At 52.9% G+C, this 24,828-nt stretch carries 17 protein-coding genes and 1 pseudogene; 14 read left to right on the forward strand and 4 right to left on the reverse strand.

Annotated elements, in window-relative coordinates:
* From BT116_RS15570 to BT116_RS15580, 3 genes are all read right to left on the reverse strand, one after another.
* Positions 1-506: 3'-5' exonuclease (locus tag BT116_RS15570; protein WP_072345351.1), on the reverse strand; the 506-nt coding region annotated here is incomplete at its 3' end.
* Positions 507-527: 21 nt separating this feature from the next.
* Positions 528-1,007, reverse strand: coding sequence for a LabA-like NYN domain-containing protein (locus BT116_RS15575; RefSeq protein ID WP_063324258.1), 480 nt, complete (start codon positions 1,005-1,007; stop codon positions 528-530).
* Positions 1,008-1,135: 128 nt separating this feature from the next.
* Positions 1,136-1,885, reverse strand: coding sequence for a DUF2076 domain-containing protein (locus tag BT116_RS15580; RefSeq protein ID WP_072345354.1), 750 nt, complete (start codon positions 1,883-1,885; stop codon positions 1,136-1,138).
* A 175-nt stretch (positions 1,886-2,060) separates the two neighbouring features.
* Here BT116_RS15580 and BT116_RS15585 point away from each other — a divergent pair, with 175 nt between their 5' ends.
* From BT116_RS15585 to BT116_RS15610, 6 genes are all read left to right on the forward strand, one after another.
* A complete protein-coding gene (locus BT116_RS15585) occupies positions 2,061-2,723 on the forward strand; it encodes a YciC family protein (RefSeq protein ID WP_072345356.1) in 663 nt (220 codons plus the stop codon).
* Positions 2,724-2,813: 90 nt separating this feature from the next.
* A complete protein-coding gene (locus BT116_RS15590) occupies positions 2,814-3,893 on the forward strand; it encodes an endonuclease/exonuclease/phosphatase family protein (protein ID WP_072345358.1) in 1,080 nt (359 codons plus the stop codon).
* Between the two features lie 802 nt (positions 3,894-4,695).
* Positions 4,696-5,895 (forward strand): MFS transporter, encoded by a 1,200-nt coding sequence (locus BT116_RS15595; RefSeq protein ID WP_072345360.1) that lies wholly within the window; start codon positions 4,696-4,698, stop codon positions 5,893-5,895.
* 253 nt (positions 5,896-6,148) lie between these two features.
* On the forward strand, positions 6,149-6,865 hold the full coding sequence (locus BT116_RS15600; protein WP_072345362.1) for an autoinducer binding domain-containing protein: 717 nt from the start codon (positions 6,149-6,151) through the stop codon (positions 6,863-6,865).
* An 18-nt stretch (positions 6,866-6,883) separates the two neighbouring features.
* On the forward strand, positions 6,884-7,816 hold the full coding sequence (locus BT116_RS15605; RefSeq protein ID WP_170845974.1) for an alpha/beta hydrolase: 933 nt from the start codon (positions 6,884-6,886) through the stop codon (positions 7,814-7,816).
* The gene (locus BT116_RS15610; RefSeq protein ID WP_072345366.1) at positions 7,782-9,449 is read left to right on the forward strand and encodes a proline--tRNA ligase; all 1,668 of its coding nucleotides are present in this window, start codon (positions 7,782-7,784) and stop codon (positions 9,447-9,449) included. The genes BT116_RS15605 and BT116_RS15610 overlap by 35 nt, the downstream gene beginning before the upstream one ends.
* A 77-nt stretch (positions 9,450-9,526) precedes the next feature.
* Here the strand turns inward: BT116_RS15610 and BT116_RS15615 are convergent, their stop codons facing one another.
* Positions 9,527-10,810: a nucleotide sugar dehydrogenase gene (locus tag BT116_RS15615; RefSeq protein WP_072345367.1), complete on the reverse strand. Its 1,284-nt coding sequence runs from the start codon at positions 10,808-10,810 to the stop codon at positions 9,527-9,529.
* 181 nt (positions 10,811-10,991) lie between these two features.
* Here BT116_RS15615 and BT116_RS15620 point away from each other — a divergent pair, with 181 nt between their 5' ends.
* The 8 genes and pseudogenes from BT116_RS15620 to BT116_RS30625 form a co-directional block, all read left to right on the forward strand.
* A complete protein-coding gene (locus BT116_RS15620) occupies positions 10,992-12,308 on the forward strand; it encodes a glutathionylspermidine synthase family protein (protein ID WP_072345369.1) in 1,317 nt (438 codons plus the stop codon).
* A 21-nt stretch (positions 12,309-12,329) separates the two neighbouring features.
* Entirely contained in the window at positions 12,330-13,583 is a 1,254-nt protein-coding gene (locus BT116_RS15625) for a M20 family metallopeptidase (protein WP_072345371.1), read from the forward strand.
* The gene (locus BT116_RS15630) at positions 13,580-14,266 is read left to right on the forward strand and encodes a hypothetical protein (RefSeq protein WP_072345373.1); all 687 of its coding nucleotides are present in this window, start codon (positions 13,580-13,582) and stop codon (positions 14,264-14,266) included. Before BT116_RS15625 ends, BT116_RS15630 begins: the two co-directional genes overlap by 4 nt.
* A gap of 3 nt (positions 14,267-14,269) precedes the next feature.
* Positions 14,270-15,331 (forward strand): Gfo/Idh/MocA family oxidoreductase, encoded by a 1,062-nt coding sequence (locus BT116_RS15635; RefSeq protein WP_072345375.1) that lies wholly within the window; start codon positions 14,270-14,272, stop codon positions 15,329-15,331.
* Positions 15,328-16,371 (forward strand): ornithine cyclodeaminase family protein, encoded by a 1,044-nt coding sequence (locus BT116_RS15640; RefSeq protein ID WP_072345377.1) that lies wholly within the window; start codon positions 15,328-15,330, stop codon positions 16,369-16,371. Before BT116_RS15635 ends, BT116_RS15640 begins: the two co-directional genes overlap by 4 nt.
* A gap of 12 nt (positions 16,372-16,383) precedes the next feature.
* Positions 16,384-23,781 carry a type I polyketide synthase gene (locus BT116_RS15645; protein ID WP_072345379.1) on the forward strand — a complete coding sequence of 2,466 codons (7,398 nt, stop codon included), beginning with the start codon at positions 16,384-16,386 and terminating at the stop codon, positions 23,779-23,781.
* 2 nt (positions 23,782-23,783) lie between these two features.
* The gene (locus tag BT116_RS15650) at positions 23,784-24,497 is read left to right on the forward strand and encodes an SDR family oxidoreductase (protein ID WP_072345381.1); all 714 of its coding nucleotides are present in this window, start codon (positions 23,784-23,786) and stop codon (positions 24,495-24,497) included.
* A 179-nt stretch (positions 24,498-24,676) separates the two neighbouring features.
* Positions 24,677-24,787 (forward strand): annotated as a pseudogene (locus BT116_RS30625) (endonuclease/exonuclease/phosphatase family protein); the annotation flags it as partial.
* Positions 24,788-24,828 lie beyond the last annotated feature (41 nt).

Raw genomic sequence — 24,828 nt, forward strand, 5'->3', positions numbered from 1 at the left:
CGCAATTCCGAAGCCAGGTGCGCGGTGAGGTTGGCGGCCATTTCGGCATCGGCCATGGCCCGGTGAGCCTGGCCGGTATGGGGCAGGCCGGCGAACGCGTTGAGCGTGCCGAGCTTGTGGTTCGGCGCCGCCGGCATCAGGCGCCGGGCCAGCAACAGTGAACAGGCAAAATTCTGCAGGCGGGTGCGCTTGATCCGTCCCAGTTCAAAGTCCCAGAATTTCTGGTCGAACGCGGCATTGTGGGCCAGCAGTGGCGTGATACCGACGAACTCGTTGACCTCGTTCATCACTTTTTCCGCCGACGGGGCGCTGCGCAGCATGGCGTTGCTGATGCCGGTCAGTTGCTCGATAAACGCAGGGACGCGCACACCGGCATTCATCAGGCTCTGGTAGCGGTCGACGATCCGGCCTTGCTCGAGCATTACCACCGCGATTTCAGTGGCCCGGCAACTGCTGCTCGGGGTGATGCCGGTGGTTTCAAAGTCGATGACTGCGATGCGTTCCAAACCTTTTGAACTCCGTGAAAATCAATTCTTGAGCAACAACGCGCCTTCGATCGGCACGTAGCGGCTGGCGGCGCGGATCAGCGAGTTGGCGGTCAACCCCGGCACGCCATAGGCCACGGCTTGCACGCCGTGCTTGGTGATGATGCGTTCGAGCAACATATCGAAATCGCCGTCGCCGGAGGCCAGCACCACTTCGTCGACGTGGTCGGCGGCGTCCATGATGTCCAGCGTGATGCCCACGTCCCAGTCGCCCTTGGCCGAGCCGTCGCTGCGCTGGATGTAGGGCTTGAGCTTCACGACGAAACCCAGGTTGCGCAGGATCTGCTGGAATTGCTGCTGCTTGCTGTCACCGCGATCGATCGCGTAGGCATAGGCCTCGACGATCTGCCCCTGCTTGCTGACATCAGCCCACAGCGCGGCGTAGTTGAAATGGCAACCGTAGGCTTGGCGCACGGTGTAGTAGAGGTTCTGGACATCGGCGAACACTGCAATTTTTTTCACCGCGTTTCCTCTTGGATGCACACGCACACAGGCCACCAGGGCCGAAAAGTCGCCCAGTATGCCAGCCCGAAGGATTGTTCCGCGAATAATCGGCCCGAGGCGCCTGTGCGCCCCGGACGAATGGCAGGTCAGACGAAGGAGTCGTCGTCGCCGAAGAAAGAAGAATCGTCGCTGTAGTCCGCGTCGCTGAACCCACCCTGGTCGTTGCCGTAGGCGTCGTTGTCGGCCATACGCGAGTCATCGCCCCAGCCGTTGTCTGCGGTGTCGTTGACCGGTTGGGCCGGCTCTTCCTTGATGACCTCGACGATTTCCTGCGGCTGCTGGTTACTGTGAAACAGGCTGCTGATGCCTTGGGCCAACATCACGCCGCCGGCCACGCCCGCCGCGGTTTTCAGGGCGCCGCCCAGGAAGCTGCCCGCTGCCGGGGCCTGCTGCTGCGGTGCGCCGTAATTGCCGGACGGCGCGCCGAAGCCCGGTTGGGGCTGGGCATTGAAGGAGGGCTGTGCCGGTTCGCGCCAGCCTCCGCCACTGGATGTCGGTGCGCTTGCCGGGCGTGAGTCCCGGGCGCTGCCACCAAAAATGCTCGACAGAAAACCTCCGCCACCGCTGGGCGCCGATGGCTGGGAACGGGCCCGTTGCAGCTCGGCCTGCAATTGCTCGGTTTGCTGAGTGAGTTGCTTGTTCTGTTCGTCAAGGCGCTTGATCGCGGCCTCCTGCACCAGAATCGCCTGGGCCATGAAATAGCCCGCCGCTGGCTGGCTGGCCAGGTGTTCCTTGATCCGCGCCTCGGCCTGGGCGTCGCGCGGGGCTGAATCCTTTTCGGCCTGTTGCAGCCGTGAAAACAGTCCATCGATCAGGGTTTGTTCTTCGCTGTTCATGGCGACCTCATTAGATTGCCGGGTAGAAACCATTCCGGTCCCGAAGACCGGTGCCCATCAGTAATGGGGTTCGCCGGAAAGCTTTCAATGGTCTTTACCTGATGTTTACGTTTGCTTGTGCGGGCGCCTGATCGGTTAAAGTGTCGGACCGCTTTTTCAACTGCGATACCGACTCATGAATCCGTTTGACGTGCTGCGCGACTCTTTGTATTTCTTCAAGCGCCATCTGGGCCGAATCGCCCAACTGTGCCTGCCACTGGTCATACTCGAGGCTTTGCTGCAGCAAGGCGTGGACAGCGCCGTCGGCCCCGACGGCTTTCCCGGCTACAGCGTGATCGTCGGGCTGCTGGTGTACCCCTTGTACACCGCCGCGCTGATCCTGTTTCTCGACGCCCGCAGCCGCGGCGAAGCACCACGCACCCGGGACCTGCTCGCAACGGCCCTCACGCTGTGGCCACGCTTTGCCTTGCTGACGGCCCTCAACACGTTGTTGATCCTGGTGGGGCTGTCGTTGTACTTCCTGCCGGGCCTGTGGCTGATGGTGACCCTGGCCTTCGGCGAATACCTGTTGGTGCTCAGGGGCCTGGCCCCCCTGGCGGCGATGAAGGAAAGCCTGAACCTGTCCCGCGGCAACTTCTGGCGGATCCTGCTGTGCATTCTCGCGGTGATGGGCCCGCTGTGGCTGCTCAAGGGCGCCAGCGTCTCGGTGTATCCGTCACCCCAGAACCCCGCGGTCAGCTTGCTGATCGAAAGCGTCCACAGCTTCCTGCAACTGTTCACCACCGTGGTGCTGTTTCGCCTGTTCATGCTGATCGAAGCCAAGCCCGAGCGCCGCTGATCGCACTCGGCGATAGCCCTGGGCTTGGGCTTGGGAACCGCTCTCGGTTATGCTCGGGAGCACTTTTGCGTTTCGCCCATAAGCCGAGCCATGACCCGTCTACTGCGCCACACCTTGCTGGGCCTGCTGTTGATCCTCAGCCTGGCCGCCTTGTCGATCTACGGCCTGACCTGGCGGCCAGAGCCCCGGGAAAGCGTGCCGGTCAGTTGCACCGCCAACGCAGCACCGCTGGTGCCCGGCCAGGCCTTGAAGGTGATGACCTGGAACGTCCAGTTCCTCGCCGGCAAACGCTACGTGTTCTGGCACGACCTGGCCCAGGGCAACGATGAAAGCCCGACCCTGGAAGACATGGCCTTCAGCCTCGACGAAGTGGCACGGGTCATCCGCGATGAGCAACCGGACGTCGTGCTGCTCCAGGAACTGGACAAGGGCGCCAAGGCCAGCGATTACCAGGACCAGCTCAAGCTGTTGCAGGAGCGGCTGGCCGACCTCTATCCGTGCGGCACCAGCACTTTCGACTGGAAGGCCGACTTCACCCCCGATCCACACATCTTCGGCAGCGTCGGCCGGCAACTGGCGACCCTGAGTCGCTACCGCGTCGACCATGCCGAACGGGTACAACTGCCGGTGGCAGACGCCAACATCATCAGCCGACAGTTCCAGCCCAAAAATGCCTTGTTGGTGAGCTATCTGTCGCTGAGCGGCGGCGGTCAGCTGGCGGTGCTCAACACCCATCTGGAACGGGCCACCGAGCCGAACGAAACCCTGCCCAGACAAATCACCGCCGTGGCCGAGGCCTTGGATAAATTCGAATCCGCTGGCACACCCTGGCTGATCGGCGGCGACTTCAACCTGCTGCCCCTGGGCCAGTACCGGCGCCTGCCGTCCGAGCAACGCACGCCCTACTCCGCCGACAGCCCCTTGCACCTGTTGTGGGACAAATACCCGATGATCCCCACCAACAACGAGGCCAGCGGCATCGACCGCGCACACTGGCTGACCCACTACCCGAACGACCCCGGCCTCAACGGCCCCGACCGCACTGTCGACTACCTCTTCTACAGCCCGCGCATCAAGCGGGTCGAAGCCCAGGTGCGACAGGACGATACCTTGCGCATCTCCGATCACTTGCCGGTGATTGCGCGTTTTTTGTTGCCGGCTGCGCCTTAGCAGGACTCACCGAAGCACCACTGTGGGAGAAGTCTTCCGCGGTCCGTACTGGCTGGAGTCGGAATCAAGCTTTTAGTCCCGCCCCTTCAAGTCCAAACATACAAGCGAGCTTATTCGCGATAATGGCGTATCAGCCGCATCAGTCTCGGCTTAAGACCGCCAGCCAAATGCAAGCCCATCCGGACCAATATCCTCATGCGAGTGGCGAGTGGTTAGCGGTTAGCGGTTAGCGGTTAGCGGTTAGCGATCAGATAAACACAGTGCGGCTGCGCTGCGCCGAACACCGAAACCAAACGGCCCATCGCCGTGTCAGTGTAGGCAGGCATGCATGCCCATGGCTTGGGCGAGCCAAATGGTAACGATTTGGATCACCGCAACAGCTTTCGAACAAAGCTTGTGCAGTCAATCGCACGGGCCAGCGCCGAACTCATCTTGACGAGCATTCGCAGATATGGAATTTCAAGACAAAAATAGCGGATGGACGCATGTAGGCCCCGGTATTTATCGCGGAATCTCCGAGAGGTCTCATCTTGCCGCTTTTCTTTTAAATAAGGACTCTCCGAAGCTGAAGTGGCGAGTAGCCTCGCCGCCTCAATAACGCTAGGGTAGACGCTAGGGGTGAATGCGGAGGGCTTGATACCTTTTCTCACTAGGAACACTACTGCTAAACCTATCCACCATTACTGGGGAAAAATCAGCAATCAACCCTGCACCAGTTTCAATCGATGCCGCACAAATAAATATATATTTCAATCTGCCGGGGTCCAGGAAGGCCAAATTCATATTATAAGGAGTATCGAGTATGACCAATCCCTACCTAATACTATTCAGAGCACCCGGTGCCAAGGCATTTTCGCTGGCTGGCTTCGTCGCGCGATTACCGATACCTATGACAGGGATTGGCATCATTACAATGATGTCACAATTGCGAGGTAACTACGCGCTAGCAGGGACAGTCTCTGCCACCTTTGTTCTGACCTATGCACTGATGTCACCGCAAATATCTCGCTTGATGGATCGGTATGGCCAGTGCAAATTGTTACCATTGTTTGCTGGCATCAGCATTGTGGGCATTCTTCTGCTTTTGTCTTGTACTTATTGGCATAAACCGGATTGGACGCTGTTCGCGGCAGCCGTACTGGCGGGGTTCATGCCGAGCATGTCCGCAATGGTCCGCGCCCGCTGGACAGCAATCTATAGGGGCACGCCGCACTTGCAAAGTGCTTTTGCTCTGGAGACTGTGCTAGACGAGGTAAGCTTTGTTGCAGGTCCGCCAGTTTCCGTCGGGTTGAGTGTGGCCGTAATCCCCGAAGCAGGACCGTTGGCTGCAGCAGTACTTCTGGGGATCGGCGCACTCGCCCTGGCTGCTCTAGCCACTACTGAACCTCCCGTGAAATCTCCTGAAGAGGTGAGCAAACGTACCACCTCCGTCTTCCGCCTGCCGGATGTCCGGTGGTTAACATGGCTGATGGTCGCTATGGGTGTAATCGTCGGGACGGTCGATATTGTAAGTGTCGCGTTCGCCGGACAAATGGGCAACCCGGCGGCGGCCAGTATTGTGTTGTCCTGTTATGCCGTCAGTTCGTGCGCCGCCGGCCTGTTGTTCGGCGCGCTCAAACTGGAAATACCGCTGCACAAACTCCTGTTGTGGGGGAGCCTGGCTACCGCTGCAACGACACTGCCTTTATTGTTGGCGGTCAACATAGCCAGCCTCGCCTGTGCGGTGCTGTTAGCTGGCCTTTTCTTTGCACCCACCACGATCGTAGCGATGTCACTGGTAGAGCGAATCGTGCCGGAAAGACAATTGACCGAAGGCATGGCTTGGTTGCTGGCCGGACTGAATATTGGCGTGGCTGTAGGTGCCGCGGCATCGGGCCAGTTAGTGGATATGGAAGGCGCACGGCACGGATTTACCGCTGCGCTAGCGGCCGGTACAGCGGTGTTGCTGATAGCGGTATGCAGTTACCGACGGATACGGGAACTCCCGTTCGCGACGTCGTAGTGAACCTGCAGAAACGTTGTTGTTTAGCGCAAACTGTCCAGTATGCATCATCGCGCCCATGTGTGTAACTGGAGGCATTTACAGGTTGCAATGAGAAAAATCAACACCCAGACTCCTTAATGATGGAAATTGTTATTCAAACAAGCAGCAGGGGTAAGGTCAGCGTTCTAAATATCAAGTAAAACGGTATTTAAGCTCGCTATGACATGGAAGCTCTTCCTCTAGTAACGTCGGCTTATTTCAGGATGAAAAAATGCGACAAAAAATATTGGATTACTATGAAAAACTGATGTACTGCAAAGAAGAGAATATCTTCTCCGAGCTTGTCAGTATCGCCAATATGCTGGGATTCGACTATGTCAGCTACGTAGTCCAAAGTCCCCTCCCGACCGTCAAACCCAAAACCTATATGTATGAAAATTATCCAGAATCTTGGGTAAATCATTACCATAAATGCTCCTATTTGGAAATCGATCCAGTTATTCGTCTTGGCCGTGCCACCAGCCAGCCATTTATCTGGACAGACGATTTATTCCAAGAAAACAAACTTACTCAAAAGCTATGGACCGAAGCAAAAAAGCATGGATTAAACTATGGCATCTCTCATCCACTATGGGATACGGGAAGTATCTTCGGGCTATTATCTCTGAGTCGTGCAAAAGGCGCCATGAGCAAATTGGAAGTTCAGAAGCTACAGGTATTTTTTGACTGCATAGGTTCGATACTGCACCGACGTATTAGCAGCCAATGCCTGAGAGCCAATGACCTTGATCGAATAAGACTTTTGACACCAAAGGAACAGGAGGTTCTACGATGGTCTGCTGACGGAAAAACCGTGCCCGAGTTAGCGATCATTATGAATATTTCCGAACGCACGGTTAGCTTTCATGTAACGAACATACTGGAAAAGCTAAAAGTCACCAGTAAAATTCAAGCAGCCGTCATGATGGCTTCAATAAATCAATTATAGCTGGCGTGGAGTAGCAAGTTGAAAAACTCCCTCACAGTTGCATTGGACGTCCTGAAGAACTTGTCTGATGCCGCCCACCAATGCGACGCACACGCTTACCTTTTTGTTCGCAGCCAGCTAGCTATACCTCGTACTTTTTCAGTTTTTAAGAAAGATGTACGACTAAATGAAAGTATCAAATTTCGTCTTTACCGACCGGAACATGCCGCTGGAAGCTTGGGCGGAATAGTCTTTACCCATGGAGGAGGATGGCACTACGGCAGCCCAGATAGTCACGATGCTTTCTGCATGCAATTGTGTGCAGACACGCAAATGAATATCTATAGCTTGGACTACGGCCTATGTCCTACCCTCAATTATCCCGGCACCGTGACAGCCTGCACGTCGATACTCAGGCATTTGCTTGAGCATAAAGCCAGCTATTACCTAAACGATGAAGAACTGTATTTTTGTGGTGATAGCGCTGGTGGCAATCTGGCTGCCGCGTTAGCGATATACTGTAGAGAGTCCGCCATCAACTACTCTGGCCAGATCTTAATGTACCCGATCCTAAACACGGACATCAGGGCATACATACGCAACACCAGAAAAAGCCCCTTATATTCGCTACAACAGTTAAGCCATCACCTGTCGGGATACTTGCCAGATACGCACAGACAAGATGACTGGTATGCTTCACCGTCTCTTTATCCGACTGAGAAGCTCGCGCCGACCTTACTAGTATCAGGAACACTCGACATTCTTTTTGATGAAAACATCAAATACCACCAAAAAATTCAGCGCTCTGGCGCAGCGGTGGATCATTTTATTTTAAAAGGATTGCCTCACGGCTTTATCACATTAGAAAAATTATTCCCCGAAGTTCAGGATGTCATTAAATACATCACTAACTTTATTCGCAAAACAAGGACCACGCATGAAATTACAAAAATACCCACTAACCACATATAAAGAGTCACCTAACAGCGCCGAACTGGTCAGTCATCAACTGATGCTGCGCGGGGGATTCATACGTCGCGTCGCCGCCGGCTTATATACTTGGACGCCTATTGGCTTGAAAGTATTGTCCAAAGTCGAGGGTATCGTTCGCGACCAGATGAATCGCTGTGGTGCTCACGAGCTGAAGTTTCCTACCTTACAACCTGCTGCCTTATGGCAAATCAGCGGTCGATGGAATGAATACGGAGATCTATTATTAAAAATCCAAGATCGGGGCGACGCTGAATTCTGCTACGGGCCGACAAACGAGGAGTCAATTTGCTCGTATTTCAAACAAGAGTTGGTAAGCTACAAACAACTCCCTCAAGTGTTCTATCAGCTTCAAACCAAGTTCAGGGATGAAACACGCCCGCGTTTTGGCGTTATGCGCGCCCGCGAATTTTTGATGAAAGATGCCTATTCGTTTCACCTAGATTCGGCAGATCTTCACACGACTTACCAATCCCTGAAAAGCTGCTACTCTACCATATTTTCGGAATTAGGCTTGGACTTCAAGGTGGTTGAAGCTGACTCTGGCGATATCGGGGGACAATACTCCCATGAGTTCCATGTCATTGCCCAGTCAGGGGAAGACACCATCGCCTATTGCGAGGAGTCGGAATATGCAGCAAACGTTGAGCATGCCCCGGCACCGAGTCGGCGGGGCCACGAATCGACAGCGCTGTCAGCACGCGCACCAGCATTCGTAAAAGACTCACAGGCACCGACCCAAAACCTGGGCGAACATGACACCATCGCAGTGTTCTTCTCAAAGGATTTTGAAGACCGCCCCGTATGCATCCTCATCAACGCCGAGGATCAACTGAACAGCGTAAAACTGAGCAAACAGGTCAAGCTGAAAAGTGAGCCCGTACAGGTTCGACCAGCCGACCTCGAAGAGCTTGGGAAAGCGATTTCCAGTAGCTATCGAATCTTCGCTGACCAGGGAATTCGCAATCTGCGTGACGTGAATCTGAGGGTTGAAGCCAATGCCGGATACTGGCAAGGCGTGGACCTGATCGCGCTGTCCGGGCATTACGAACACCATGATCTGCGCAACGTAAAAGAAGGAGAATCAAGCCCCGACCATGCAGGCAAACTAAAAATCGCAAAGGGAATCGAGGTCGGCCACATCTTTCAATTGGGCGACAAATACAGCACGCCTTTCGACCTGGTGATACCTGATCAAAACGGCATAAGCAGAACGTTGCAGATGGGCTGTTACGGAATAGGGGTTTCTCGGGTTGTCGCAGCGTGCATCGAACAAAACCACGATGAAAAAGGGATTATCTGGCCTCGCAGCATTGCTCCCTTTCTACTGGCGATCGTTCCCATTGAAGTGGACGCGCCCGCGGTCATGAGCTTTGCCGAGCACTTATATGAAAAATCCAAGCAAGCCCACATTGATGTTTGCCTGGATGACCGGACGATCCGGTTCGGTGCCAGGATCAAGGATATGGAATTGATTGGCGTACCCTTCATCGCCATCGCCAGTAAACGTGGCCTTGAGGGAGAACAGTACGAACTCATGGAACGCCGAAGCGGTGAGCGCAGATTGTTGTCTTGGGCAGACGTGATGAAAACCGTGACACGGGCCAGCTGGTAAGGCACCCATATCTTTCGGGGTTCAAACAGCAACGAGCCAACCCTGTTGGCTCGTCTTAATGGCGACTCAAAAACCTACTACAATCGAGCATCCAGGCGCTGAGGGTCGATTTTTCCAGAGAGGTCAAATATCACGCCTAGGGGTTTTACCGCATCAAAATGCAGAAACTCGCCCTCCTCGAAAAAAACATCATGGTTGACGGCCAGTAGCAAGCCATCGTAATGGTCCGTACTCAATGATTCGACAATCCTGAACGTTTTTCCCGAAGCGTCATAATGTTTGAATATCCACGGATCATATAAATCAATCGTAGCGCCGTATTTTGAAAGCTCGGCAAGCACATCAAATACCAACGAGTTGCGGACATCGCAGCAGTTTGGCTTAAAAGTACCGCCGAGCACCAAGATACGTCCGGCGGTCATGTCTATCTTTTTATTAATCATTTGCCTTACAAAGCGATTGGCAATAAAGGCCGGCACAGAATCATTGATACGCCGCGCAGATTCAATCAACTGCGGATGAAAGCCTACCTCTCTGGACTTGTGGATGAGGTAATAAGGATCAACACCAATGCAGTGTCCTCCCACCAAGCCAGGTGTGTAGTCTGCAAAATTCCATTTGGTTCTGGCAGCTGCGAGTACATCGCGAACGTCAATGTTCATTTTATCGAAGAGCATCGCCATTTCATTGACCAAGGCAATATTCACATCACGCTGAATATTTTCCAGTATTTTACTTGCTTCGGCTGTCCGTATGTCAGGCGCCTTGTGAGTCCCGGCTTGAATGATAGATCGATAAAGACCATCGACCAGATCAGTCGCAAAAGGACAGGATCCAGCGGTCACCTTGATAACTTCCGTCAAACAATGCCCTTTGTCACCTGGATTGATACGTTCCGGAGAATACCCTACAAAGAATGTGCTATTTAACTTCAACCCCGATAGTTCTTCAAGGATGGGGACGCAAACCTCCTCCGTTGCTCCGGGGTACACCGTAGACTCATAAATGACGCAATCCCCCTCCTTCAAAATTCGTGCAATCGTTTGAGTAGCGCTAATCAGGGGTTTCAGGTCCGGTGTATTGAACTCATCGACGGGCGTTGGAACGGTAACGATAAAGACAGTGCACTGGGCCAAGTCACTGCTGCTATAACAGAAATTGAGCATGCGTGATGCCTGAAAATGCGAGGCTTCAACTTCAAGTTTACGGTCATAGCCACTCATCAATTCTGTGATGATAGTGGCATCCAGATCATACCCGACAGTTCTGTAAAATTTCCCAAACTCGAGTGCGAGAGGAAGTCCTACATACCCAAGCCCGATAACACCTATAGCAATTTCCTTGGTCGCAATCGAATTCATCTGCCAGCGCCTATTGTCGAAATTTTGAATTAGCGAAATCTCCTTGCATCCATCACGATATGCCTGACCTGTGGGCGAACGCACCTGTTTACATAGACGGGTGGATATCCATACACCCGTCTATCTGGACAGGTACCGGTCAGCAACGATTTTGGTAACTTGGGCAAACGAGGGAGACGGTATGAAAAACATTTCCAGTAACAGTTTCAGTGAGCATGATCATCCAGCCCGGTTGACGCGAGCCGAAGCACTTCTCAAAACGATGAACGGACTTGAGTACTCTCAACGCCAGGAACACCTGGCATTGCAGCCGATTTTCTTTGAGAAAGATCATTATCAGGCACTCTGCACGACGGTCGTTAAACTCGCGAAGCTAATCGAACGCGCCGCGCTGGATATTTTGAAAAACGCGCCTGTTACAACTCTTGGTATTGGCGATATTCCTACCGTCAACGATTATAGAACTCATCGCTTTGATTACCTTGCCGCAAAGATGGGCAGGGCCGATATTATTTTCAGTTCAGGCGTGCCTAAGCTGCTGGAGTTCAATTTCAATAGCCTGCTCGGAGGCTTCACCGAAACCCATATGCTGCAAGCGTTTTTTATGGATAACCATGAACACCGCGATCCGCTTGCATTGCGCCGTGATGAACTGTTACTTCATAAGTTTTCACAATTTCTCAGAACCACACTAAAAAAAGAAAATCCTCATATTATCCTGCTCGGACTTAAAGAGGATTACACCCGATACTTCCCACGATTTTACTCTGAAGTTAATCGTTTTCTCCGCGATCAGGGCATTACCTCGAGTATTCTAGACCCTGAAGAATTGACTATTGACGACGGCACGGTAACTTTAAACGGCCTCGCAGTGGATGCTGTCATCAGATTGTATCAATTACAAGATGTGGTTAAGTATGGCCGCAGCCCCGCTGCGTATCTTGATATAGAAAGCAGTATCAACAAGACCGCATTTATTACAACCAATCATTGCCAGCTTCTCACCAGCAAATACATCCTCGGCTACTTATGGGCTCATAGGGATGAATATTCAAGCGAGGAAGCGGCGCTGATAAAAAACCATATTCCAAAATCTTATAACCTCAGTGCCAGCGTGATGTCTGAGACGATGCTCTCGCACTACCGCGATGAATTGCTGAATCGGCAGGCAGATTTCGTCCTAAAGAAAAAAGATTCCAATATGGGGCTCAATGTTTTCATCGGTAGACAGCTGTCATCGACGCAATGGCTGACTGTTGTTAATCAGGCATTAACCTCAGGTGACTATATTGCACAAGAATATATAGACAGTGATCGATTCAAGATGCGCTTTTCTACTGAGCAGGGAGACGTCTGCGAAGAATATCTAGAGGCGATTATCGGCCCCTACGTTCTAGACAGTGAGGTCGCGGGCATCATCGTCAGATTGATCAAAGAAGGGTCAAAGGCGTTGACGTGGGACGACAAGAACGCTCTAACAGTACTACTGCCGGTATAATAATCAAGGAAGAAACCTGCAATGGAGAATCTCGCGGCTGTACATATCGGATTGCCACTGGACGCCTATCTCGCGCAAAGTCGCGAACGCATAACGTCCCAACTTGCTGAGCTTATAAAAATTGATACCGTTGCGCCAAACGAAGAGCGCGCGTTTCCTCTCATCGAGAAATGGCTCGACGCATTGGGAATGGAGCATTATCGACAGGAACCTCATCCTGAACTGGATATCCATGACGATTACACCCCCCCTTTTGTCTTAAACAATCAGAGCCCCCGGCGTAATTTGAAGGCCCGCTGGCCCCACACGGATAAACCGCGCCTGAGAATATCCATTCATGTTGATGTGGTACCGGCCGGCAAACACCCCCAACCCTGGTCGGGTCTTGTTGACAACGAACGGGTGTATGGCCGGGGCAGTGCGGATAACAAGGCCAATATCATTATATTGCTGGAAGCCCTCAGGCTAATGAAGCAACTGGATTTGCAGTCCGCCTACGACATCGAGGTCGATTTCGTAACTGACGAAGAAGCCGGCGGCAATGGGGCTCTTTCCTGCACGCTTTACCCGGACACGGCCGACGCAGTGCTGGTAATGGAATGTACGGACCTGCTTCCCTATTACGGTCATCGGGGTTGCGTCACCTTTGATGTCACTTGCAGCGGCGAAACGGGACATATGGGCTGTAGCCATGGCAAGGGGTTGTTTGACCATGTCTTCGATATCGTCACGTCCCTCAAAACACTTAGCAATGAATTGAATACTCAAGCCCTTGCCATGGAGGGTTATCAAACTCTAGGTGACGACGCAAGGGTCATTCAGCTGAATATCAACGAGTGCGAGGCGAAAGGCTGGCACGGAACCGCCATGGAGATATTTCGGCTGAGGTGCAACCTGGGCCTGCCTCCCGACCTGAATTGCGAGGAAGGGATGAAAATCGTTGAGCAACGACTTACTTCGGCGGGTGTGGATGTAGCGCTGACCATGAGCGGGCTGCGCAATCGAGGCTACATCGGAAAACCTCAGGGACCTCTCCTTAACGCATTGACTACCTATTCCGCGCCAGCACTTGTTCAACAGCACGCTCCCACGCTTTGGCATGTCAGCTGCGATGCCAGGCATTACGAAAAGTTAAACCCGCAAGAAATCGTCATCTGGGGTGTTGGGTCGTTGAGCCAGGCACACAGCAATAACGAATATGTACAGATCGACGACATGCTCTCAGGGATAAATACGCTTATCACCCTTTTGTCCAATCATGAGGTAAGACTATGACAACAATGCAATCGAATCCAACTGACAGCGAAGAGATCAGTCCCTACGCATGGATGAGCGTACGTGATGGCGAGATAATCCATGAGGTTCTTTCATACGCGGCAAGCAAGAAAAAACAGCCGCTGCGGGTTCTGGAGTGGGGCGCGGGCAAGAGCACAGTTTCATATGCCTCATTGCTTAATGAAGAACTTCATAAATTTGAATGGACCGCACTGGAATACAACAGGGCATTCTTCGATAACTACTTGGTCGAAGAGCTAAAACAATTTTCTAATTTCACCCTGAAACAAGATACGGTCGAGCTCAAGCATGCCAAGGTTACCTTGGACGGTGGTGGTGTTATCAATGCGCTCTGCTGGAATAGTGGGGAGTTGAAGCCTTTTCTTGGTGAAGAATATAGACGAGACCGTTTGGCCAACCTGGACGATTACGTAGACTTTCCTCTGGATAAGCCGTCTTTTGACGTTTACATTGTAGATGGACGTAAGCGCCGACGCTGTCTGCTGGCAGCTAACGCAAAGATGCAACCGGGTAGCATCGTCATTTTGCATGATGCTTTCCGAGATCACTATAAATGTGCGATGGGCTCTTTTACTTACTGCTCGGAGGTAGGCGATGAACTGTGGCTTGCAGCCGATACAGGCTTAGCGCTTGAATCGATTCTTGATTTTATAAAGGCCTGAAACATGTCGAAGCTTACAGTTGCGATCATTGGGTTCGGCCGCGCGGGAAAAAGGTTTTATCAGGCACTGACCTCTGCACCCGCCAATGAACTATATGAAATCGTGGCCATTATTGATGCAAACGCGACTGCGATTTCAGGTATCAACGCTATACCTTGCTACTCGTGTATAGAAGAAGCGTTGCTTGAACACAAACCAAGCACGGTAGTACTCAGCGTGAATGAAGAGCAGCACTATGAGGTGCTCGAGATAGTTGTGAAATTTTCGAGTATCAAATCAATTATCTGCGAAAAGCCGTTGACTAAAACCCTTGAAGAACTGCTGAAGATAAAACCCCTGCTATCGCCCATTAAAACCACGGTGAATTTTTGTGAGCGGTACAGTCGCATTGTTGAGGATGGCCTCACTTGGCTCAAAGCCCATGCACCGACTGTTACCCGCATTGAGTTCTCGTGGGGTAAATACAGAGTCAAGGACCCCAGACCGACAATGGGCGTGCTCAGCGAAATAAGCCACGCACTGGATTTGTCATTTCTTTTTTCGTTGCAGTATGAACCAACATTTAAAGTTGTATCCGCGAACACGACCCACAGCGACTTTTCAATTTCAGGCGATCGAATAGATGACAGTGTCAGCCTGCTCGCATTGATCAACGATATTCCGCTGGTAGGACGCAGTTCGTTTGTGTTGCCCTACAGAGAACGGGTATTCATTCTCTATGCCCGCTCTGCGGACGGACGCGATACCTATCAGCTTCAGTTCAACTTCGACAACCCGAGGTGGGATGATGATCAACTGACGGTTTACAAGGTCGCGCCCCTTGGCGGCAAGAGAGAGGTCCTGCTCAGTAAAAACTATCGCAGCGATGAACTGGATGCCTCTCTCAGACATATCAAGAAGTTAAGCGATTACCTGGTAGATGTATGGAACGCCTCCCATCAACCGGAGCACGTTCACAAGTACGCAGACTTTAATGACGCAGAGCGTATTCAAGTCGCATTGGCCGAACTTGATGCCTCATCCGTTTCCATGGAGAAGTTACAGCTATTTAGGGAGCTTGTATGAACCAACACACCTTGGTCCTGGATCATTCCGATATCAAAGAACTGATGCAGCGTATTTCTCTGGATGATTTCATGGATATGATGATCGCCAGACTGGAGCTCGGCCTTGCCCACCATGATCCTAAACAGTCAGTTACCCCATTGCGGGATGGCTTTCTGAGAGGGAGTAATAACGAGGGCATTTTTGAGTGGATGCCTCACTACGAAGTCAACAAATGCATCACTATTAAAAATGTGGCTTATACCCCGAACAATCCTGTAGAGAACAAGCTGCCCACCATCATCGGCAGTTTGAACAAGTTTGATGCAAACACCGGGCAATTATTAGCGGTCACCGATGCTATTTTCCTGACGGCTGTCAGGACAGGTGCAGCGTCGGCGGTGGCCAGCAAACATCTGGCGTCCAGCCAATCAAAAGTCCTGGGTCTAGTAGGTACGGGCGCTCAGGCTCTGACACAACTTCATGCGCTGAGTCGGACATTCGAACTTTCCGAAGTGTTGGTGTTTGACAAAAACCCGGCCCACCAACAGAGCTTTAGCAAACGAGCAGCGTCGATGGGCATTGATGTTCGACTTGCGTCATTGGAGGATATTCAGAAGTCGTCCGACATCATTTGCACTGTGACCTCCAATGGGATCCACCAACCGCCTGTTATCGGCGACTTCGGTCTGAAAGAGTCGCTGCATATCAACGCGGTCGGTTCAGATATTGTGGGAAAAATTGAGCTTCCTAAACAACTTCTGCAGCGCGCTTATGTATGTCCCGATCACTTGGGCCAAGCACTGCGTGAAGGGGAATGCCAGCAACTGACAGAAAAAGAGGTTGGTTACGAACTGGCGCAATTTTGTCGCGAGCCTGGCAAGGCACAAGGTTTTAAAGATCGACTGACAGTGTTCGACTCAACGGGTTACGCCTTTGAAGATTATTTAGCCCTGGAACTGTTGATCGAACTGGCAACAGAATTGCGTATCGGTAAACGGCTACCCATCGAAATATTCAGTCCTGATGTTCTTGATCCGTACTCATTCCTTCATAAATAATTCGGTGCGACCATGTCCTACGATTACCTGTCTGACCGGCTGACTGATGTCGTCCGGTCTAATCCTGATTCGACTGCCCTCGTTCAAGGCGCTCTCGCACTAAGTTTTGGCGAACTGGCAAAACGTATTGACAAAGTGACATCATACTTAGTGGGCCATGGTGTCAAGACAGGTGATCGCATTGCGCTTCTGATGGACCGGGGAATAGATTGTTGCATTGCACTGCTGGCAATAAGACGCGCAGGCGGTGTTGCTGTCTTGATGGACTTGAATTTACCCCGGCAACGAATTAACTATATATTGCAAGATAGCGAACCCTGCTTTGTATTTGGCGAAGTAGACGAGAGTTTTTCGCACATAGTAAACCCTGAAAATACCATTAGTGCTCAGGGCATGCAGTCTGTTTATAACCAAGCGCGCTCTACTGAGACAAGCACAATCGACAGCAGCGCCGTCGATGCCTATGTTATCTATACTTCGGGGACAACTGGCGTGCCCAAGGGCATCCTCCAGACACGGGAGACACTAAACAACCTGATACGCTGGCAGAATGAAGAAAGTGGAATCTTCTCATCGGGTAAAGTGCTGCAGGTTTCGTCCATTGCATTTGACGTGTGTCTGCAAGAGATTTTCGGCACCTTGACCAGCGGCGGTGTGCTGCACATCCTTCCCGAGGACGCGAAGTACGATCAGACCGAAATGATCGGCTATATCGTCGAACACGGTATCAACGTGGTTTACTTGTCTGTTTCTTCATTGACCGGTATTTTGAGCACCACGGACGATCTCCTGCGCGCGGCAACTTCGCTGACCGATATCGTGACGGCGGGAGAGCAGTTGTATATCACACCGGTACTCAAACGCCTGCTCAATGAAACAGCAGTGCGGTTGCATAATCATTATGGCGTGTCCGAATCCCATGTAGTGACTTCATTGACGCTGCAGGGCGGCAGTGCCGCGCAAATTTCCAGAGTCCCGGTCGGGTTCCCGATCAGCAATATTGATATTAGATTGCTGAGGCCGGATGGAACCGATATTACCGAGCCTGGTGAGCAAGGCGAACTCTTTCTGGCGGGGCCGTGCCTGGCCAGAGGCTATATCAACAAGCCCGAGGCGCAAGCTGAGCGTTTCGTGACGCTGGCTGGTAACCCTTTTTTCAAAACGGGTGACCTCGCCAAATATGACGCCCAGGGCCGACTGGTATTTATCAATCGCACTGATGATCAAGTTAAGATTTCCGGGCACCTGGTGGAATTGGGTGAAGTTGAATCGGTCCTCAGGGCATTGCCACAAATCACTGGCGCCGTTGTATTGGCCGTCCCCAATAGTCGTGGGCAAAATATTCTGGCGGCGTGGTATACCGCTCCTGAGGATCAGGATAGTGTTCAACTGCGCCGAGCGCTGGCACTAACGTTACCTGGCTATATGATCCCAACGAAGATCGTCTGGCTGCGGGCTTTTCCTATTGGCCCTACAGGAAAGATTGATAAGAAAGCACTGGTACCGTCTACCGGGACAGAACCCGGTGATGCGGCTGTCGTGACGGATGATCTCCTGTCATTTACCTCGCTTGTGCAACAGGTACTGGAGCTTGAACAACTGGAACCTGCCTGTTCGTTTTTCGACGCGGGTGCCAACTCGATTTCACTGATCCAGGGTGCGACAAAACTCACGACCGCGCTCGGTATTTCGCTGCCTCCCAAGGTGTTGTTCCAACATGGTTCGGCGCAAAAATTGTTTGATTTCGTCCGTAACGAACGAAGCCGGTCCCAAGCGCCACCCACTCCCCAGCCGACAACCCCCGTCACCGCGGACAAGGATGATACTGACGAGATAGCCATAGTCGGTGCCTCTGGTTACTTTCCGGATGCCAACGATGTGTTCGAACTTTGGGACATGCTGATAGAGGGCCGGTCAGGATTGCGTACCATGCCCACTGACACGCTCCCAGGACCTTGGTTCGATGGCTCGCGACCCGATCAGGCGCAGATCATCAGCAAAAGGGGCATCATCGCCAACAGCTTGCACTTCGATGCCGGCTTTTTTGGAATCAGCGCCAAAGAGGCGCAATGGATGGATCCCCAACATCGGCTGTTACTGCAGGCCTCCTATGATGCCTTGGAAAGCAGCGGCTACGATCTTGGCAAGAAGGCCGCTCTTGATGTTGGCGTTTATGTGGGATCGGAGTTCCCCAGTTACATCCTGGAGCTTGTCGAACATGTCGAAACAACCGCTGACTTCCTCCAGGCACTCATTGGCAATGACAAAGACTTCATCGCCTCGCGTGTTGCCTACAAACTGAATCTGACGGGACCCGCGCTTGGCGTTCAGACTGCCTGCTCAACCTCCCTGGTCGCTGTGCACCTTGCCAGTCAAGCCATTCGTAATGGCGAATGTGAAGCGGCTATCGCCGGGGCCGCTTCCATGCAATATCCCCAGGAAGCATGCCCGACCTTCGAGCCGGGGCTGATTCTGTCCAGCGATGGCGAAACGAGACCGTTCGACACCGCAGCTCAAGGAACGAATATCACCAGTGGCGTAGGCGTAGTAGTGCTCAAACGATTGAGTGCGGCGCTACGGGACAACAACCCGATCCTGGCGATTTTGAAAAGCACTGCGATCAATAACGACGGTGCGGATAAAGTCGGATACACCGCCCCAAGTGTCAGCGGGCAAACCCGTGTTATCCGCAAAGCCTTGCAAAATGCAGCGCTCGAACCTGGCCAGATTGACTTCATCGAGGCACATGGCACGGCGACACCGTTAGGCGATGCCATTGAAATCCAGGGGCTGCGTGACGTCTTCATCAGTCATCAGCCTGTACCTGCGTCCCCGTTGATCCTGGGTAGCATCAAGGGCAATATCGGCCACACCAATCGTGCAGCCGGCGTGTGCGGGTTGATAAAGTCAGCGATGGCGTTGCATACAGGAATCTGGCCGAAAACCATCAATCACCAGCAACCGAATCCCGATTTGGGGTTGGATGCTTCCCGCCTCAAGGTAGCGACTGCCAACGTACCGATCGTGACAGGCAGCAAGCCTACATTTATTGGGGTCAGTTCCTACGGATTTGGCGGGACCAACGCGCATTGCATCTTGCAAGGCTTCGAGCCAGCCCGGCGAACAGCCGATAACCGGGATGAACCTCAGCTCATTGTGATAAAGGGCAAAACCCCTCTCTCGCTGGACACTCATTGCGCGAAGCTTGCCCGCTGGATGCACACCCTTGATGCTGGTCTCATGGAGGCTGCGGCGATCTTGAATCAGCCTGGCAAATACCAGGACATAGTCAAAGCTTTCGTCGCCTCCTCACTGCCGCAACTTGTAACAGGACTGGACGAGAGCCCAAGCCACCTTTGCCCTGCGCAAACCAGCGCCGGAAAAAAGCTGGCATTCCTCTTTCCTGGTCACGGACGCAACGAGATTACTGCCGGGCCGGGTTTGTACCACAGGTATCCGCGGTTTCGTAAGCATGTAGACCAAGCGATGGGCTATCTGCGACCGGACAATCGCGATGTGTTGCAACGCTGGCTGACCGATCCGGAAGAATTGAGCCCGGTGATTTGCGACAGGGCCGAACTGCTCCAGCCCTTGATTCTGATGTTGTCCTATTCAACCGCGCATTTACTGGAAGACTTTGGTCTGCGGCCTGATGTGTTGATTGGCCACTCTCTGGGTGAGTACAGCGCTGCGTGTTTCGCCCAGGCACTGAGCCTGGAGGACGGCGTCAAGCTGGTGCAAGAGCGAGGACGCCTGGAAGATCTGCACGCCGCTAACGGGGCGATGGTTTCGGTAAGCCTGTCGCAGGCGCAGGTCATGGAGTCTTTGACCCGCTGCGCGGCGGCGCCCCTTTATCATTCAGGCACCAACAGCCGAGAACACACACTGGTTTCTGGCAGCCAAGAGGCGATCACCGATTTCACTCGACAGCTAGCTGACGACGCTATTCGCTTCACCTTGCTTCCCAACAAAAAAGCTAATCATTGTCCGTTGATGACACAAGCCGCACAGCCTCTGGACGGCCTGGCCAATATGTGCGCTTGGCATGAGCCAAAATTACCGATCTACAGTTCACTGAATGGCAAACGATTGACCAAAGAGCAGATGTCTAATGGCATGCATTGGACCGCTCATTCCATCGAGCCTGTGCAGTTCGGGCAGGCGTTGGAAGAGAGCCAAAAGCAAATGGGCGATTTGATGTACATCGAAGCAGGGCCGACATCCGGCCTGCCGACGCTGGCCAAATATCAGTTTCCCGACAGCGATACACAAGGCCTGGCGACTTACCCGCGTGCCGGCTCAGAGGGCGACGTGATGACACTGCTGCGCGCTCTCGGTGATGCATGTCGCTGGGGGATGGCACTGGATTTGACTCTGATCAACGGGACGCAGAAGCCCCACCGGCGTCATTTTGTACCAAGGCACCCCTTTGTCGGTACCGTTTATCAAGTTACCAACAATCGAAAGCGACCCGCCCCTGCCCGCCCGCTCAAGGGTACGACTGCACCGCAATTGTGGAACTACCAAGCCGCCTGGCGAGCAACGTTTCCCAATGATTTGCCCACTACTCTGGAGAATTTCAATCCGATCGTTTTCCAGTCGCTGAGCGATCTTGAACACGCGGCTTCCAGCCCGGCAGCGTTACTGGCCTACCTGTGCGATGCCAGCACCGGAAATGTTCACTTGGATGTCGTACTGATCGACAAAAATCAAGGTGATGGCCATCCTGATAAAGCAGCTATTCCTCAAAGTTTCATCACACTGTTGAGCGCACTGCAACGTACCCCCCGCCCACCTCGCAGCCTGACCGTGTTCAGTGAGGCCGACTCACAGCCTTCGCCTGAAAGTGTAACCGCGTTCAGCTCACTGATTCGTGTACTGTCCCAGGAGAAACAACAAACCCGGTATGCCGTTATCCATGGGAAAAAATTCGATACTCGAATTGTTTGCAACGAGTTGCTGGCTCGCCATTTTGAACCGGTAGCGCATTACGACCAGGTCCGCTATCGCCTCGACTACAGGCTGGCCCCCCTGCCTTCGGCTAAACCCGATGAACTGCTCGGTGCTACGGTGTGCCTGATCACCGGTGGCTGCGGCCGGGTCGGCAAGGAAGTCGCCAAGTATCTGGCCTCCCACAACGTAACGCCTGTGATAATGGGCCGCAGCCCTGCGACAGCCCCCAGGGTCACGCAACTGTTGAGCGAGATCAGCGCGCTGTGTCCCGAGAGGGTTTATCTAAGCTGCGATGTAGCGGATGCCGGCAGTTTTCAACGCGCCATCAAGCAACTGGATGCGCGCGGTATCAACATTGATGCGGTGTTCCATGCTGCTGCGGAGTTGGATGAGGGCAGCTTTCTCGAGTTCATCGGCAGCGAGGACGAGCAACAATACGCGAGCCAGCGAAGCGCAAAAGCTTTGGGTTTGCTTGTCATTGAGTCGACATTCGCCGACAGGCCGATGAAGTTCAAACTCGCCTGCTCGTCCAACTCCGTGATGTTGGGTGGTTTGGGTTATGGGCCTTACGTTTGGTCCAATATCATGCTCGAGGACGCTGCGCGGCAGGTATCCCGGACATCAAAATGCGCCTGGAACATCATTCGCTGGGATGTGTGGGACATTATCCTGGATAAAACCGGTACGAATATTCAGCTGGGCTCTACCCATCTTTTCCCCAAAATGGACCTGGCGGGAGCCCTGCAAGTCATACCGGCCGCGCTGGCCAGTAACGAATGTATTTTCACTTTGTCGACCGTGGACCTGAATGAGCGATTGGCCTCTACTCAAGAAGCGCTGGCGCTTTCCAGTGAGTCAGAACGCTTGGAGCCTGAGCACGGGCATCCAGCCATCCAGCAGCCGCTAACGTTACCGAGTCAGCTTTCCAAGATATGGACCAAGGTCCTGGGCGTCGACATAGACGATGAAGCGAGTTTCTTGAAGCTAGGCGGGGACTCGCTGGGTGCGATCAAGGTGGTTCTGGAAGTCAATAAGGCTTTGGGCGTGAAGCTGTCGCCAAAGGATATGCTGGAGACCAAGACGTTTTCAGAGTTCGTCAATCGAGTAACAACGCTCAGCCCCCAAGCCAATGACATAGCCCCCGTCGATCTCAAATGGATAATGGAGCCGCCGCAAATAGCTGACGCTTCGCAGATACAGGAGCGCTGGTACAAACTGGAGCCACAGGGTTACGGCTATATCAGTGTCCTGATTGCCATTGAAGGGCCGATCAATTTGACTATCGCCCGCACCGCCTATGAGTGGCTCTGTACGAGACATGATGTGCTGCGGTCATGTTATGTATCGAAGCCCGGCGGCGCGATCAGGCAGAGGCTGGCAGAGCATATTCCGCACCTGCAAGTATTGGACTTCACAGATTCTGGCACCGCTTGCGAACGCGCCCGGTTGCAAGATTTGCTGGAGCGCGAATTTGATCTGGGTGTCGAAGCGCCTCTTGAGTTTGCCTTGGTACGTCAGAGCGAATCCCGGCATTTTCTGGCTGGACGAATTCACCACATCGCCATCGATGGTTGGTCTTTCTCCTTGTTCGTCGAGCGCTTTGAACAGTACTACCGGGCGCTTGAGGCAGGACAAGACGATATACCCGCCGTTAAACAATATGCGAACTTTTCGGCCTACCAGAATAAACAGGCACGTTCAGGTGGCTATGAGAAAAACCGATATTTCTGGCGTGAGCATTTCAGGGGCGCGACAACAATCACCACACTGCCATCGGACCCCGCGCTCGAACCGATTAACGAGCGCTCCGCTACGGCTGCAAGTTTAAGCACCGTTTTGTCGGCTGATAAACTGGCCTTGCTCAAAGACGCAGCACGTCGTTCGCAGACCACTCTGTTTCCGTTGTTCACTGCAGCCTTCGTCATGATGCTCAAGGAGGTCACGCACACCCATGACCTTATCATCGGGACCACTGCTGCAGGGCGCCATCATGCAGGGCTGGATGAAGTGATCGGCTGCTTCGTCAACCCGCTTCCCCTCAGGTTCAACCTGACCGGGCTTGATCGTACGGAGCTAATCCTGCAACGCGTTAATGAAACACTGTTGGACTTCCACCAGCACCAGGATTATTCGCTGATCGATCTGGTGCAGTCTGTGGAGCCGTTCGTGGGCTGTAGTCTGAATGATGCTTTCAAGGCTTACATATTGCTTCAAAACTTTCCGAAAGACTCGGTGAGGGGACACCGAACCTATTCATCCGGCCGTCCGGAAGCGCTTGGATTGGCTAAATTTCCAGCTGAGAAGCTGATGCGTGACTTTGAACTTGTCATACAGACAGAAGGCGATCATTACCTGATGGAGTTTTCCTATCGGGCAGATAAATTCACTCAAAGCCAAATCGAACAATGGGTGGAGCGTTATTTTAGCCTGTTGGATTTGATCGTAGAAGAGGCTTAGCCATGTCTCAACAGAAGGATGCCTATCTGGTGTTTGGCAGTTCATCAGGCATAGGCAAGGCGCTGGCGACCATGCTGGTGGCCAAAGGCGAAAGAGTCATTGGCATCAGCCGCCGGCACACTGACCTTAAAGGCATAGAAAGTCTGTCGCTCGACATCACACAACCTGACCTTAAGCGTCAACTAACTTGCTATTTGAACAGTCACAACCTAACTCCCAAATGGGTCATCAATTGTGTGGGAGTAGGCTACTATGCGCCCTTTGATCTGGAACGATACGAAAGTTGGCGCAAAATTATTGAGACCAATCTGCTCGGGCTAATGGCCCTACTCAACTTCGTTGCTACTGATCAACGGGTTACACATTTGGTGATGATTGGAAGCCTTGCGGCCAAACGCCCTTCCAAGACCCCTGGCAACCATTTGTATGGCGCGACCAAAGGGGCTGCGGATGAACTTATGAGCCATTTTCGCACTGAGATTCGTCAAAACAGTAGAACTACTAAGGTGACCGTAATACATCCCGGCTTTGTCAAAGACACGGATTTTACCGCAAGTTTCTTCAATGATTGTCAAGAGCATGCTACAGATCTGCTGAGTCATTTTGATCCCTTGACGCCAGAAGACGTAGCTGAGGTCATCATCAACACACTGACCTCACCAACTCATGTCGACATAAGCGAGGTTATTCTCAGGCCTTTGTTTCAACCCGATTGAGCCATGGTAGAAAGTCTTACCTCTTGGGGTGGTGCCCACCGATGGCGACTCGAATATAGTTTTCGCTGACACGTCAAAACCACCGTGCTTGCGGCTTTTGCGGGCTACGAAACTGGTTTTAATTAAAGCATGATCGAGACCTGCGGCATGGCTCTTGCCTGCATCAACGGCCCCGACCGCATCGCCCGCGAATCAAACGGATCGAAGCCCAAGTGCGGCAGGACGACACCTTGCGGACCTCCGACCATTTGCCGGTGATTGCGCGGTTTTTGTTGCCGGCAGCGCCGTAACAAACAAATGTCGGAGCGAGCCTGCTCGCGATAGCGGTAGA

Origin of the sequence: Pseudomonas sp. NFACC16-2, assembly GCF_900119205.1 — a bacterium.
Classification (GTDB): Bacteria; Pseudomonadota; Gammaproteobacteria; order Pseudomonadales; family Pseudomonadaceae; genus Aquipseudomonas; species Aquipseudomonas fluorescens_Q.

What these genes read in the sequence shown, in the direction of transcription:
- BT116_RS15580 (WP_072345354.1), bottom strand. Translation starts at nt 1,885, where the DNA reads ATGAACAGCGAAGAACAAACCCTGATCGATGGACTGTTTTCACGGCTG.
- BT116_RS15585 (WP_072345356.1), top strand. Translation starts at nt 2,061, where the DNA reads ATGAATCCGTTTGACGTGCTGCGCGACTCTTTGTATTTCTTCAAGCGC.
- BT116_RS15590 (WP_072345358.1), top strand. Translation starts at nt 2,814, where the DNA reads ATGACCCGTCTACTGCGCCACACCTTGCTGGGCCTGCTGTTGATCCTC.
- BT116_RS15595 (WP_072345360.1), top strand. Translation starts at nt 4,696, where the DNA reads ATGACCAATCCCTACCTAATACTATTCAGAGCACCCGGTGCCAAGGCA.
- BT116_RS15600 (WP_072345362.1), top strand. Translation starts at nt 6,149, where the DNA reads ATGCGACAAAAAATATTGGATTACTATGAAAAACTGATGTACTGCAAA.
- BT116_RS15610 (WP_072345366.1), top strand. Translation starts at nt 7,782, where the DNA reads ATGAAATTACAAAAATACCCACTAACCACATATAAAGAGTCACCTAAC.
- BT116_RS15615 (WP_072345367.1), bottom strand. Translation starts at nt 10,810, where the DNA reads ATGAATTCGATTGCGACCAAGGAAATTGCTATAGGTGTTATCGGGCTT.
- BT116_RS15620 (WP_072345369.1), top strand. Translation starts at nt 10,992, where the DNA reads ATGAAAAACATTTCCAGTAACAGTTTCAGTGAGCATGATCATCCAGCC.
- BT116_RS15625 (WP_072345371.1), top strand. Translation starts at nt 12,330, where the DNA reads ATGGAGAATCTCGCGGCTGTACATATCGGATTGCCACTGGACGCCTAT.
- BT116_RS15630 (WP_072345373.1), top strand. Translation starts at nt 13,580, where the DNA reads ATGACAACAATGCAATCGAATCCAACTGACAGCGAAGAGATCAGTCCC.
- BT116_RS15635 (WP_072345375.1), top strand. Translation starts at nt 14,270, where the DNA reads ATGTCGAAGCTTACAGTTGCGATCATTGGGTTCGGCCGCGCGGGAAAA.
- BT116_RS15640 (WP_072345377.1), top strand. Translation starts at nt 15,328, where the DNA reads ATGAACCAACACACCTTGGTCCTGGATCATTCCGATATCAAAGAACTG.
- BT116_RS15645 (WP_072345379.1), top strand. Translation starts at nt 16,384, where the DNA reads ATGTCCTACGATTACCTGTCTGACCGGCTGACTGATGTCGTCCGGTCT.
- BT116_RS15650 (WP_072345381.1), top strand. Translation starts at nt 23,784, where the DNA reads ATGTCTCAACAGAAGGATGCCTATCTGGTGTTTGGCAGTTCATCAGGC.